Source organism: Chryseobacterium sp. FH1, from assembly GCF_000735135.1.
Taxonomy (GTDB): domain Bacteria; phylum Bacteroidota; class Bacteroidia; order Flavobacteriales; family Weeksellaceae; genus Epilithonimonas.
Genome location: NZ_JPLZ01000007.1, coordinates 34,124 through 46,964, shown reverse-complemented (window position 1 = coordinate 46,964; position 12,841 = coordinate 34,124). Strand labels below are relative to the sequence as shown.

Annotated in this window: 13 protein-coding genes; 2 read left to right on the top strand and 11 right to left on the bottom strand. The window is 37.6% G+C overall.

Going from position 1 to position 12,841, the window contains the following annotated elements; translation table 11 throughout:
• Nucleotides 1-50: 50 nt before the first annotated feature.
• From IO90_RS16070 to IO90_RS16050, 5 genes are all read right to left on the bottom strand, one after another.
• The gene (locus IO90_RS16070; protein WP_034969603.1) at nt 51-1,385 is read right to left on the bottom strand and encodes a trigger factor; all 1,335 of its coding nucleotides are present in this window, start codon (nt 1,383-1,385) and stop codon (nt 51-53) included.
• A gap of 158 nt (nt 1,386-1,543) precedes the next feature.
• A complete protein-coding gene (locus tag IO90_RS16065; RefSeq protein ID WP_034969599.1) occupies nt 1,544-2,104 on the bottom strand; it encodes a hypothetical protein in 561 nt (186 codons plus the stop codon).
• A gap of 27 nt (nt 2,105-2,131) precedes the next feature.
• Nucleotides 2,132-4,516 (bottom strand): TonB-dependent receptor, encoded by a 2,385-nt coding sequence (locus tag IO90_RS16060; protein WP_034969596.1) that lies wholly within the window; start codon nt 4,514-4,516, stop codon nt 2,132-2,134.
• 234 nt (nt 4,517-4,750) lie between these two features.
• On the bottom strand, nt 4,751-5,110 hold the full coding sequence (locus IO90_RS16055) for a hypothetical protein (protein WP_034969593.1): 360 nt from the start codon (nt 5,108-5,110) through the stop codon (nt 4,751-4,753).
• A 51-nt stretch (nt 5,111-5,161) separates the two neighbouring features.
• Nucleotides 5,162-6,190, bottom strand: a complete 1,029-nt coding sequence (locus IO90_RS16050) for a nucleoid-associated protein (protein ID WP_034969590.1) — start codon at nt 6,188-6,190, stop codon at nt 5,162-5,164.
• Between the two features lie 103 nt (nt 6,191-6,293).
• Here IO90_RS16050 and IO90_RS16045 point away from each other — a divergent pair, with 103 nt between their 5' ends.
• Together IO90_RS16045 and IO90_RS16040 are read left to right on the top strand one after the other, a co-directional pair.
• Nucleotides 6,294-6,491, top strand: coding sequence for a hypothetical protein (locus IO90_RS16045; RefSeq protein ID WP_034969587.1), 198 nt, complete (start codon nt 6,294-6,296; stop codon nt 6,489-6,491).
• Nucleotides 6,479-6,694: a hypothetical protein gene (locus tag IO90_RS16040; RefSeq protein WP_034969582.1), complete on the top strand. Its 216-nt coding sequence runs from the start codon at nt 6,479-6,481 to the stop codon at nt 6,692-6,694. The genes IO90_RS16045 and IO90_RS16040 overlap by 13 nt, the downstream gene beginning before the upstream one ends.
• A gap of 117 nt (nt 6,695-6,811) precedes the next feature.
• Here IO90_RS16040 and IO90_RS16035 read toward each other — a convergent pair whose 3' ends face one another.
• The 6 genes from IO90_RS16035 to dnaK all read right to left on the bottom strand — a co-directional run bounded on the left by IO90_RS16035 (nt 6,812) and on the right by dnaK (nt 12,792).
• Nucleotides 6,812-7,291 carry a cupin domain-containing protein gene (locus IO90_RS16035; protein WP_081871843.1) on the bottom strand — a complete coding sequence of 160 codons (480 nt, stop codon included), beginning with the start codon at nt 7,289-7,291 and terminating at the stop codon, nt 6,812-6,814.
• A gap of 105 nt (nt 7,292-7,396) precedes the next feature.
• A complete protein-coding gene (locus IO90_RS16030) occupies nt 7,397-7,900 on the bottom strand; it encodes an SgcJ/EcaC family oxidoreductase (protein ID WP_051878842.1) in 504 nt (167 codons plus the stop codon).
• A 94-nt stretch (nt 7,901-7,994) separates the two neighbouring features.
• Complete coding sequence (locus tag IO90_RS16025) at nt 7,995-8,510, bottom strand: thioredoxin family protein (RefSeq protein WP_034969579.1); 516 nt, start codon at nt 8,508-8,510, stop codon at nt 7,995-7,997.
• A gap of 187 nt (nt 8,511-8,697) precedes the next feature.
• Nucleotides 8,698-9,864, bottom strand: coding sequence for an iron-containing alcohol dehydrogenase (locus tag IO90_RS16020; protein WP_034969575.1), 1,167 nt, complete (start codon nt 9,862-9,864; stop codon nt 8,698-8,700).
• 67 nt (nt 9,865-9,931) lie between these two features.
• Nucleotides 9,932-10,807, bottom strand: a complete 876-nt coding sequence (locus tag IO90_RS16015; RefSeq protein ID WP_034969572.1) for an AraC family transcriptional regulator — start codon at nt 10,805-10,807, stop codon at nt 9,932-9,934.
• Between the two features lie 101 nt (nt 10,808-10,908).
• On the bottom strand, nt 10,909-12,792 hold the full coding sequence (dnaK, locus tag IO90_RS16010) for a molecular chaperone DnaK (RefSeq protein WP_034969568.1): 1,884 nt from the start codon (nt 12,790-12,792) through the stop codon (nt 10,909-10,911).
• Nucleotides 12,793-12,841 lie beyond the last annotated feature (49 nt).

Here is a 12,841-nt window from a genome sequence, read left to right as displayed (position 1 = left end):
AAAAAAAGCGACCCAGATATGGATCGCTTTATATTTATAATTGAGGAAAATTATTTCTTCAATACTTCAAGAAACTCGTCGTGAGAGATTGTAGTTTCTACTTTTTTAGATTTCTCCAAGATCACATCTTTCAATTTTGCCATAGCAACTTCAGAAGAGATTTGTCTTACTTGGTTTTCGTCTTTCAACATTTCTGCTGCATATTTCTGAACCTCATCGTCACCCAAGTGGTGGATTCCGTAGATTGCCAATTGGTTTCTTACCAATTGCTCAGCTTGTCCTAGAACCTCAGTATAATCCAATTGGATGTCATTATCGTTCATCAATTTTCCTTCTAGGATCTGACCTTTGATAATATTTTTCTCGTTTTCAAGGATTTCTTTTGCTTGCTCTTCAGAAGTGATGTTTTGATTAGAGAACAACAACCATTTGATCAAGAATGCTTCAGGTAATTTGATTTCTTCTTTCTCGTTTACTTGCTCTAGAATTTTGTTTACGAAATGAACATCAGCATTTTGTTGGAAATATTCGTCCAATTCAGTTTTCACTCTTGCTTTCAATTCTTCTTCAGTTGTGATCACGTCTTTACCGTACACTTTGTCGAACAATTCTTGATCAAGTTCTGCCAAATTCAATCCGTAGATATCTTTTACAGTTACTTCTACCTCGTTGTGGTGAAGGTGTTCTGCTTCTTCTTTAGAAAAACCTAGTTGTTTTGCCAATTCTTCTTTAGAAGCAAGATCTTCTTTAGAAACTTTTACAGAATCGTCTTTTTTCAATTTTTTCACCAAATCGTAAGCTTCTTTCTGATCTTTAGAAATCGTTACGTTTTTTGGGGCGTGGTTGTGCTCACCTTCTGCACCTTCTTCCACAACTTGAGCAATTTCCAAAGCTACGTAAGAATCTTTACCGATTTTATCTTCCGGTAATCTCTCTGCGAAACGCTTTTGCATGTTCTCAACACTTGTATTGATTTCTTTGTCAGAAGCTTCTACTTTGTAATGAGGCGCTTCATATTTAGCAAGATCAACAGAGAATTCTGGCTCGTATCCTACTTCGAAAGCTACAGAAAGAGATTCTGCATTGTGATCGAAATCGTTTACTGGCTGAGGAACTGGCTGACCTACCAATCTAAGTTTGTTCTCACTTACATAACCATTCAACGCTTCAGAAACCTGTTTATTGATCTCTTCGAAAGCGATGCCAGCTTCATATTGTTTTTTAACCATACTCAATGGCACTTTCCCTTTTCTGAATCCAGGAACCTGTGCATTCTTTGCATAGTTTAGTAGTTGCTTTTCAACTTTTTCTTTATAATCAGATTTTTCCAATGTTACCGTAAGCAATGCACTTACATCGTCATGGTTTGTAGCTGTAACGTTCATTAATTGAAATTTTTAGGTTGCAAAAGTAGTCAAATTATAAGGAAGTTCAAAATTAATTGCACCTGCTATTTTTATAAAAAATCATAAAGTTTGAGCAAAAAAAATAAAGATGCCTTATAAAAGACATCTTTATTTCAGAATATTGAGGAAATATCAGATTAATGAGCATCAACCGTAATATCAACATCAGTTTCTCCACCGGTTGTTTGACCTAGCTGATTAGTTGCCGATGGATAATTTTGATTGACAGTCACGGGACCATGAATTAATTTGATATTCATTTTTCCAGTAGATTGTGCAGAATTAACCGTCCACTCTGTTCTTAGACCCAATCTTTGCCCGTCTGTTCTAACAATGTCGTTCGCAGATCTCAAAACAACAATATCTGCATTGGCTGGTGCAAAAGTGATGAAATGATGATCTTTCTCTTCCTCGATTTCTTCAGAAGAATGATAATGATCGTCGTGCTTGATCTGGAAATCCAAAACCGCGGAATAAGTATCGCCAGCATGCAAATGCAAATGTCCGTCTGCCACGCCAGAAATCACGTTCACAGTTTGAACATCCGAAGCATTATTTTTGTTGGTCAAAGTCAAAACCACTTTCCCGATCTCGTCGTGCTCGTGTACATCTTCGGGAACTGCGTCGTCGTCATTTCTACAAGAGAAGATGAAAAGTGAAACTAAAAGGACTAATGTAATATTGATGAATTTTTTCATTTTGATTTAAATTTTAAGTTGTTGTAATTAAAAATTGTATTTGAGAGTCACCACGAAATTTCTTCCTGGTTCGAACATATAATATCTGAGTCTGTTCAAATATTCTCTGTACTCTGTGTTAAAAATGTTGTTGATCCTGAAATTAAAATTCAGATTTTTGAATAAGTCTGCTCCAACAGAAGCGTGAAATAATGTAAACGAAGCCGGCGTAGAACTGAAATCGACAATCTCATTTCTTTCAACACCGTCTTTGATGAAAGTCACCGGAAGATTTCTGATCGGAAAACGATTTTGTTTGAAGGTATTTTCATTTTCTAAAGTGACATAGAAATTCTTAGGTTTACTAAGACTGATTTCGATTGAATTTCGAAGTTTTGCTGGCATCATCAAAATCAAAGGTTCATTATTCGAAAGATCGTCACCTCTCAAAACACTGAATCCCGATCTCCATTTCAAATTATGCAAAATCGAAAGTTCCGCATCTGCATCCACACCATAAATTCTCGCTTTAATCTGCTGATAGGTCCAAACCGGAAAAACACCTCGATTCGTGTTCAGAACACTTGTCGGAATCTGATTCACGAAATTATCAGACATCATAATATAAGGATTTGCCTCGATGTGAAGACCTTTCAACACATTGAAATGACCTGCCAAAGATAGATTCACATTGTAAACCGTTTCTTTTTTAATGTTCAGATTTCCCTCCTCCATGATCGCAGCAGAATGGTGCAATCCGTCTGAAAACAATTCCGCCGCATTTGGCGTTCTGTCTGCTCTGGAAAGATTTAGTTTGAATTCCAAATTCTGAGTTGGTTTGTAATCCAAGCCGACATTCGCTGAGAAATTATGATAATCCAGAATTGGTCTTGTCAAAATCCTGCTTCCAGATTCATTCACAAAAAACTCTGGGAAAATGTCTGCGTAATTGGCATTCCATTTATCCGAATCATAATATTTATAAGCGTCATATCTGCTGAAGTCATATCGAACCGCCGCTTCTGCATTCAACTTCGAATTGAATCGATATTTGAAAACCGAAAACGCGCCCGCATCATATCGATAATAATCAGGAATCAAACGTCTCGCTTTGGTTGCTGGATTTGGAAAATTGTCTTGGAAACTTCCTGAGATTCCGCTTTCTAAACTCCAATCCGAACGCTCGATCAAATGTACCAAACTGGCAGAATGTGTGATCAACCTTAAATCCATTGATGGAATATTGCTCAACTCGCCTCGTCTGATATCGTACTCTTTTCTGCGGTTCAATTGAAAACTATATTGAAAAGTCAGTTTTCCAAAATCCGCAAAACGTCTGTACGCCGAAAGTTTTGCAATGTGATGCGCCACTTCCTGTTTTGGATTATCAATATCATACGTGAAATTGTCAAGATAAAAAGGTTGTCCAAAGTTGACCGCATTGTAAAAATCCTCCGGACTCGCCAAATGCGCACCTCTATAAATCCCAAATTCCTGATTGATGCCACTGTACGACACATCAAAACCTTGCAAAAAACCATGTTTCCCAAAAGAGAAATTGAAGGAATTGAATTCCATTCCCGTATTCTGCAACGTTTGATGAGGGATGTACTGATCGCCGGTTTTCTTATAACTTCCGCCAGCTTTTACAAACCATTGGTTTTCCCAAACTTTCGCGACGTTCGCACCAAGCTCACCTCCTCTGCCATTGGAAATTCCGGAAAGTTTCACACTTCCCATAATCGTATCTTTCTTTGGTAAAATGGCGGGTTCCAAAACCACAACGCCACCAACGCCTTCATTCCCATACTTCAAAGCGGAAGCGCCTTTCACGACATCGATGTGTTCGAAATCGTTGACATCCACATTTGGTGCGTGTTCTACACCCCATTCCTGCTCGGCCATTTTCACGCCGTTATTCAGGATAGAAATTCGGCTACCATACAAACCACGGATGACGGGTTTTGAAATGTTATTCCCTGTTTTCAAAGCAGTGACGCCAGCAATTCGAGAAAGAAGATTTCCAAGATTTTCTGTGGAGTTTCTCTCGAGTTCCGTTTTGTCGAGCGTTCTCATAATCACAGAACCTTTGGTCTTGTGGTCGACGTGGATGGTTACGGTTTCAATCTCATCGATGTGATGTTCCAGCGTGATTGCCAAATGCACATCTCTGTCGACTTTTACATTTTCAGTATAATCATCGCAGAGAGGATGCTTTGCAATGAGTTGATATGAACCTGCGGGAATGTCTCGGAAAGAAAACTTCCCTTTTTTATCTGTTTTCGCCGTGAATTCTCCGATTTTGACAACGGCATTTTCCAGCATTGTCTTATCGTGAAAATCCTGAACCGTTCCTTCTACCGTGTAGGTTTTCTGTGCGTTCGTCATTGCAAATCCACAAAAGATAAGCAGTAAACTATATATCAATTTCATTATAATAGATAGATTTTGCACTTCAAAGCATTGATATTCAATCATAATTAATTGACTAATCAAATTTTAAAAAAGTACGCTTCGTTAAAAAAATTGGATTTTACAATGTAGAATTACATCGCTAAGTTTTGAATAAATTAGAATATCAAACGTCATTATAATGGAATTAATTTCCATCAAGAATCATTTAAATCTCAAAAAATTCAAAGTAAAAATCCGAAAAGAATCTAAAAATTATGAAATGGCGGGTGGACCGCGAAGTTGAAAAGTGAATTTGGTCGCTGACCATATTTTTTCCTGTACAGAAAAAGTTTGTTGTGTGTCGTGTGTGTGATTTTCAAAATGGAAAGAAAACTGCTCCGGAACCAAAGAATTACCCGTTGCCAGGAAATGACAAGCCAAACAATCGCCGGATTGACCTTTTGAAATGTCGGATGAAAAAGTTTTTTCCGTCTTTTTGAAGCCAGAATCTCTGAAGAAAGATTCGCCTTCGTGGCTATGCAACTGGGAAGAAAACAAAGCCACAAAAAGATACATCGCGGCAAAAAATACCGAAATGAAATTCTTGAAAGTTTTACTTCTCCCGTTCAACATAGCCACAAAGGTAGAACTTTTTGGTATTTTAATTATTATGTTAAATCAAAATTATTTTTCCTCTTCGAAATACAATCTGTAATATTTCCCCTTGTCGTCTTGTCCGGTTTCCAGTTTATCGCGGTCGCCGTGGATGTAGATATGGAAATTTTTATCGAGCTTGATGATGGATTTAAAATGTCTTTGCTGCTTCTTAACAGCCTGATTGTTAATTGGGAAATCTTCCGAAATCGCAATTTGCATATCCTGCTCATAGTCGGATTTGAAGTTGGAAAAACTTTCTATGACGCTATCGTCCACCAAAACTTCTTTCACAAAATCATCATATTTGAACTCTTCTTTTTCTTTGAAGAAATTGATGGATTTGTTCAAAAAATCCGCTTGGTCTGCTTTTGAAACCTCAAATTCCTCAGGCAATTTCTGCGTGATGAAATCTTTGTAGACGGACAAAGTTTCCTGTGTGTGGAAATACTCGTTGTCGCGTTGTTTCACTTTCAAGAAATCCTCGAACCAATAGTAGATGTCACCGTTTTTGTTGTTGTCTATGACGGACAGAACGTAGCCGCTTTCTTTTTCGCTGTTGTAGATCAAAGCCGCTTTATCAATTTTTGACAGGCTGATTCCGAAATCTCTTTCAATTTCAAAAGATTCGTCCTGAGGATTGATTTTTAGGAAACCTTCTCTTTTTTCAGTCTTGAAAATCCCGATAGAATCTGTCTTTTCACTTTTGCCGTCTGCGGATTCGAAAACTTCGCCTTCAAAATAAACAACGAACAGTTCGCCTGCCTGAACTCTCGGATTTTCCGCTGCTTCGTAAAGGTGTTTGGCGATATTTTCAGACTCCCATTGGAACTTGGCTTTGTCTTCAAAAATCTCGGAAACAGAACTGTAAACCGGATTATTGACCAAATAAGAATCGCTGTAAAACTGAAATTGCTCCTCAGATTTGAAAGCATTGATGAAGTAATTTCCCAGCAATTCTGTCATATCCTCATCCAGCTGAAGCTCCTGCTGAGAAAGCGTTAAAGATTCTCCATTGATTTTATTCCCGACTCTGTGAACTGTGATTTTTGAAAACATTATTTATCTTTTGAGTTTGCAAAGATAAGTTTTGAATTATTTTATTTAGAAAAAAATTAAGGTAAAAAAGAAATAATTATCTTTGTTAGGAAAAGTTTGCACAATGAATATGTCTGCCGAAAAAAACGAAATCATCAAATGGGTTCAGTCTTTGGAAAATCCAGTTTTAATAGGAGAAATTAATAAAATCAGAAAAAGAACATCTTTTGATTTCGAAAAGGAATGGATCGAAGGAATTTCAATTTCTGAAGCAAGAAAGAAAACTTCCGACTTTATAAAATCTTTGGATTGGAAGAAATAACAATTATTCTCCAGAAAAATGTCACAAATTATCTCGAAGAACTCATTTTGATTTTATATAAAAATGAATATTTTGGATTCGAAAGTGATGCTCAAATTTATGTTCAAAAAATTTATGATTTTATAGAACACAATCTTCCAATTTTCCCTCACAAAAGCACACCTGAAAATTTAACTGATTTAGGCTCAAAATATATCTTCTAAAAAGCCAATCCCAGCACTACTTGGTACATTTTCTTTGAAAGTTCCGACAATCGTTTTCTCGTCACTTACATTACCAATAATTGTTCTGAGATTATTAAGTTCTTATAAATGAAATAATTACTTCACTTTATACTCTTCCTCGCTCACAGGCTCAAACCACTGCGAAGGATTTTTCTCGTGGTCTATGCTTACCGCAATGTGCGTCATCGCTTGGTCTGCAGTTCCGCCGTGCCAGTGTTTTACGTTCTTCCCAATTTTGATGACATCGCCTTTTTTGATGATTTGGACAGGTTTCCCTTCTTCCTGATGGTAGCCAACACCATCGGTCACCAAAAGCGTTTGTCCGCCAGGATGATTGTGCCAATTCGTACGACCTTTCGGCTCGAAAGTGACGTTGCTGACACGAGTTCCCTCATCACTTAAAATCGCTTGGTAAACATTGCCTACAAATTTGTCATTCGGAACTTTGTCACCTTTTTCGAATATCATTGTTGCCTTTTCAGAATTTGCAATCTCAGAACCTTCGACTTTGCTTTCCTGACAAGAACATATTAAAACTCCTATTAATCCTAAAATTACTGGGTTTGCTTTCTTCATTTTTAATTTTATTTTGAATATTTGAATTAGTGTCACTGCAATTTATGGATTTTGATTTTAAAAACTTAGACAGAAAAAATCCCAAACCTAAGTTCGGGATCTATTTTATTTTTTAGCTGGATTATTATTCGCTGCTCTCGTATCAACCACTGTATTTTGTCCGGAAGCAATGAGCCATTTCCCGTTCTGTTTGACAAATACCAACGTTAAAATATCGTCGCTCGCGGGCATCTTGTTGTTTCCGTGGTCGATGCCGTCTGGTGGGAAAAATTCGCCCACGCTGGAAATCAAAGTTGCAACAGCCACATCTTTGGTCAGAAATCTAGTTTTCAAACTTTTCTGCTTGAACGGAACACCTTTGAAAAACGCTCCAAAATTTCCCTGATGTGCGGCCTTCACTTCCGCTCTGCCTTTCCACCACATGCCTACGATATTCACCCACTCCACATCGTCTGTCATATAGGAATCCATATTTTTGAACTCGTGCGTGTTCCAGTCGGAAACCATTTGGGTCACTTGCGCTTGAATTACTTTTTCATCATTTTGAGAAAAACCGAGAACGCCTGTCATTAACAATATAAAACTGAATATTACTTTGAAATTTTTCATTTTAATTCTGTTTGATTGATTATTAAAACAAAGCTAATCAATTTATTAGGATATTTTTAAATAAAAATTCCCACGTCAGCACTCGGGAATTTCATTAATTTTTCTTGACAAAAACCTTTTGTATGGTTTGGAGTTCTGCTTTATTCAATTTGGAAGTTTGCTCCAATTTCACGAGAAACGAAGCGACTTCTTCCGGACTTGCAGGCGAACCGATATTTTCTCCTTTTGCATCAAAGGAATCGGCTAAGACTTCGCCTTTTGGACTTAGCATCAACCAAAATGGAAGACCTGCTGTTTCGCCTTTGTATTTGTTCATCAATTCTTGACCGCCGGGATTTTCAAGGCTTTTCTTTTCGCCACGTTCCTGGACATCGAGATAAGCGGTCACATAACTTTTATCGAAAAGCGGTTTTGTAGTCGGCAATTCCATATTCTTCTCCATCAGTTTGCACCAGCCACACCACGACGCGTGAAATACTAAAAGGACATTTTTATTTTCTGCTTTTGCCTGAGTCAAAGCTTTGTTCAAAACAACATCTGCCTTTTCCTGAGCGAATCCAAATTGCAGTAACAATAATGCTGCGACTAAAATTATTTTTGAAAATTTCATTGATGATTGATTTAAATTGTTTAATCTTCATACGAATTTAGGAATTTTTCGATTACCAATTTATTATATTATTAATCACTTAATTCTGAAGCTTTGATTAATCATTAGTTAAAAAAATATCCCCACAATCACTTGTAGGGACATTACTTTCATTTTTATTTCAAGAAATTCATTAATATTAAATTGATTATCCTGCAACAACTTCTTCAGCGTAAACCAAACCTTCAAAGCAAGCGTTGTAAATCGCCTTCAACTCATCTAAAGAAGGAACTCTTGGGTTAAAACCTGTGCAAGGATCCATCAATGCATTGTTGGCGATGTAATCCAGATTCTTATCCCAATCTTCTCTCGAAATTCCAAAATCTTTGATGGCTGATTGATTGTTGACTTCAGACCGAAGTGTTTCAATTGCCTGAGCCAATTCTTCCGTCGTTTCTTTACCAATCACTCTTGCCAAATCCGGATAACGCTCTGTTGCCAAAGAATTATAACGGATGACGTTCGGAAGGAAAATCGCATTGGAAGCACCGTGCGGAATTCCGTACAACGCACCAACCTGATGAGACAACGAGTGAACTATTCCCAACCAAGCATTGTTGAAAGCCAAACCTGCCATAAAAGAAGCATCGTGCATATTCTGACGAGCCTGGATGTTATCCGGGTTTTCTACCACTTCTTTCAAATTGTCAAAAACGATTCCCAAACCACCTTTGGAAAGTGCATCTGCGATATTATTATCGATATTCGAAACATAAGCTTCCACACAATGCGTCAATACATCAAGTCCTGTATTAGACGTTACGTGAGCCGGCATCGAAGCACAGATTTCACCGTCAACGATAGCAATATCCGGAGTCAATTCGTAAGAAACGATTGGATATTTCACACCTTTTTGTCTATCTGTAATCACCGCAAGACCAGTTGTTTCGGTTCCTGTCCCACTTGTAGAAGGAATAGCAATGAACTTCGCTTTATTTCTTAAAACCGGAACAGTGAAAGGTTTGATCATCGCCTCAAAATCTGCATCTGGATATTCATAAAACACCCACATAATCTTAGCCGCATCAATCGCTGAACAACCTCCCAAACCGATGATCCAGTCTGGTTCAAAATTCTGCATTACTTCTGCTCCTTTTGCACAAGTTGCAGAGGATGGATCTTCTTCTACGCCTTCGAAAATTTTCGTTTCGATTCCAGCTTCATTTAGGTAAGCAACGGCTTTGTCAAGTGTTCCGTTCTTTCTCATAGAGCTTCCGCCTGTTACGATCACCGCTTTTTTTCCTTTGATATTTTTTAATTCTTCAAGAGTTCCCGCTCCGTGGAAAACCTCTCCTGCAATAAACAATTTGCTCATTTTTTTATTTAATTTTTGATGGGACAAAATTAGATAAGCTTAGACGGGCCATGTTATACAAACAGGATTACGCGTTATACATTTGCGCCAATTCCTGCTGGAGTTCGGTTGGCGTTTCCTGGAGTTTTGCTCTCACAAATTTGTTGAGTGCCGATGGAGAATTGAAACCGAGGTCAAAAGCAATCTCTTTGTGAGAAAGGTCAGAAAACATCAATTGCCTTTTTATCTCAATCAAAATTCTATTATGAATGGACTGAATGGCTGTTTCGCCACAATGTTTTTTTGTGATCGAGTTTAATTTCTTTGGTGTGATTACCAATTCGTCTGCATAATATTGAACGGTTCTATGTTCTTTGTAATGTTCGTTCAGCAGTTTTTTAAATCGAACATAAATTGGTTTATCAGCGGTTTCCTGATTCAAAATAGGGTGCAAACCGTGAACAGACTCAATCAAGCCTAAAAGAAAAATTTTGATCAGAAATCTTGCTTGTTCTTTTTTTATAAGACTTGGTTTCTGATATATTTCCTTGATAATTTTAATCGAATCTAAGCTTCGTTCAAAATCTTCATTGGAAAGAATTGTACAATTGAGTTGCGTAGAAAGGTTGACATTATAGGTACTAAGCTCATTTTTCAAAATATCAGAACAGAACAAAATCTCTTCGAAGAGGATAATTTTCCCTCTCAAATCTTCGCTCAAATCTGAGACAAAATGGACCTGATCTGGAAATATCACAGAAATCTTTCCAGCTTTCAGAAAATGGATTTTGTCCTCGATATGAATATTAATCTTTCCATTCTCAATAACTACTATGCAGAAATGATCTTTTTTATGCGGTTTAAAGTATTGATTGAGATTCTCTTCATTCAACTCAAAAATTCGGAAAGACAGGTTTTTATCCTCTTGTTTCTGAATGTTTTTTTTAATTTCCAGTTTCTTCATTATTCCCAAAGCGATAATTTATAATAAACCTTTACAATTTAAGACAAAAAAATCCCCAAGCTTTCACTTGGGAATTTTGATATTTAATCAGTTTTAACTGCTTACTTGACTTCTTCAAAATCTGCATCCTGAACATCTTCTGCTCCGTTTGCCTGACCTTGTTGAGTTCCTGCTTCAGCACCTTGACCTTGTGCATACATTTCTTCTGAAGCGGCCATCCAAGCAGCATCTAAAGCTTCGGTTTTAGCTTTTACATCGTCTCCGTTTTTAGCTTCGAAAGCGGTTTTCAATTCCGCGTGAGCAGTTTCGATTGCTGCTTTTTTGTCAGCAGACAATTTATCACCGAATTCTTTCAATTGCTTTTCAGTTTGGAATATCAATCCGTCAGCTTTGTTGAAAACCTCAACTTCTTCTTTTCTCTTCGCATCCGCTGCAGAGTTTTCCTGAGCTTCTTTTTTCATTCTTTCGATTTCTTCGTCAGAAAGTCCAGAAGATGCCTGGATTTTGATAGATTGCTCTTTTCCAGTTCCTTTATCTTTTGCAGAAACGCTCAAGATACCATTCGCATCGATATCGAAAGTCACTTCGATCTGAGGAACACCTCTTTGTGCTGGTGGAATATCTGTCAAATCAAATCTACCAATCTCTTTATTATCGTTGAACATTGGTCTTTCACCTTGTCCTACTCTAATGCTTACAGCTGGCTGGTTGTCGGAAGCTGTAGAGAATACTTCAGATTTTTTAGTTGGGATGGTTGTGTTCGCTTCAATTAATTTAGTGAAAACAGAACCCATAGTTTCGATACCTAAAGAAAGTGGCGTTACGTCTAATAAAAGAACGTCTGTCACATCTCCAGTCAAAACGCCACCTTGGATTGCTGCACCAATTGCTACAACCTCATCCGGGTTAACCCCTTTTGAAGGTTTTTTACCGAAGAATTTCTCAACTTCTTCCTGAATGATCGGGATTCTTGTAGAACCACCTACCAAGATCACTTCGTCGATATCTGAGATAGAAAGACCTGCATCAGAAAGCGCTTTTTTACAAGGCTCCATAGAACGTCTTACCAAGTCAGCAGATAATTGCTCGAATTTAGCTTTAGTCAGAGTCTTCACCAAGTGTTTAGGACCTGTAGCTGTAGCTGTGATGTATGGAAGGTTGATTTCAGTTTGAGGAGAAGAAGACAATTCGATTTTTGCTTTTTCAGCAGCTTCTTTCAATCTTTGTAATGCAATCGCATCACCTTTAAGATCTACACCTTCGTCAGATTTGAATTCGTCTGCCATCCAGTTGATAATCACATCATCAAAGTCATCACCACCTAAATGTGTATCGCCATTTGTAGACAATACTTCGAAAACGCCATCTCCTAGATCTAGGATAGAAACGTCAAAAGTACCACCACCTAAATCGTAAACTGCGATTTTCTGGTCTTTGTGAGATTTGTCCATTCCGTAAGCCAAAGCTGCTGCTGTAGGCTCGTTGATGATTCTTTCTACTTTAAGTCCAGCGATTTCACCTGCTTCTTTAGTAGCTTGTCTTTGAGCATCGTTAAAGTAAGCTGGAACCGTGATTACCGCTCTTGTTACTTCTTGTCCAAGATAATCCTCAGCAGTTTTCTTCATTTTTTGAAGGATCATTGCAGAAATCTCTTGTGGCGTATATTCTCTGTCGTCGATTTTTACTTTTACTGTATCGTTTGGTCCACTTACCACTGCGTAAGGCACTCTTGAAACTTCAGAAGCGTCATCTTTGAAATGTGTTCCGATAAATCTTTTGATAGAATATACAGTTTTTGTAGGGTTTGTCACCGCCTGTCTTTTTGCAGGATCTCCTACTTTTCTTTCACCATCTTCTATGAACGCTACGATAGAAGGCGTCGTTCTTTTTCCTTCTGCATTAGGGATAACTACAGCATCTTTACCTTCCATTACTGCAACGCAAGAGTTGGTTGTACCTAAGTCAATTCCGATTATTTTACTCATTTTTTTATATGTTATTTTTTGTTATTATTAATATTTACAATGAGCAATT

Bases quoted from the DNA above. Each gene is read 5' to 3' on its own strand.
- IO90_RS16050 (WP_034969590.1), bottom strand. From the start codon at position 6,190: ATGTTTTCAAAAATCACAGTTCACAGAGTCGGGAATAAAATCAATGGA.
- IO90_RS16070 (WP_034969603.1), bottom strand. From the start codon at position 1,385: ATGAACGTTACAGCTACAAACCATGACGATGTAAGTGCATTGCTTACG.
- IO90_RS16055 (WP_034969593.1), bottom strand. From the start codon at position 5,110: ATGTTGAACGGGAGAAGTAAAACTTTCAAGAATTTCATTTCGGTATTT.
- IO90_RS16025 (WP_034969579.1), bottom strand. From the start codon at position 8,510: ATGAAATTTTCAAAAATAATTTTAGTCGCAGCATTATTGTTACTGCAA.
- IO90_RS16030 (WP_051878842.1), bottom strand. From the start codon at position 7,900: ATGAAAAATTTCAAAGTAATATTCAGTTTTATATTGTTAATGACAGGC.
- IO90_RS16015 (WP_034969572.1), bottom strand. From the start codon at position 10,807: ATGAAGAAACTGGAAATTAAAAAAAACATTCAGAAACAAGAGGATAAA.
- IO90_RS16045 (WP_034969587.1), top strand. From the start codon at position 6,294: ATGAATATGTCTGCCGAAAAAAACGAAATCATCAAATGGGTTCAGTCT.
- IO90_RS16020 (WP_034969575.1), bottom strand. From the start codon at position 9,864: ATGAGCAAATTGTTTATTGCAGGAGAGGTTTTCCACGGAGCGGGAACT.
- IO90_RS16060 (WP_034969596.1), bottom strand. From the start codon at position 4,516: ATGAAATTGATATATAGTTTACTGCTTATCTTTTGTGGATTTGCAATG.
- dnaK (WP_034969568.1), bottom strand. From the start codon at position 12,792: ATGAGTAAAATAATCGGAATTGACTTAGGTACAACCAACTCTTGCGTT.
- IO90_RS16065 (WP_034969599.1), bottom strand. From the start codon at position 2,104: ATGAAAAAATTCATCAATATTACATTAGTCCTTTTAGTTTCACTTTTC.
- IO90_RS16035 (WP_081871843.1), bottom strand. From the start codon at position 7,291: ATGAAGAAAGCAAACCCAGTAATTTTAGGATTAATAGGAGTTTTAATA.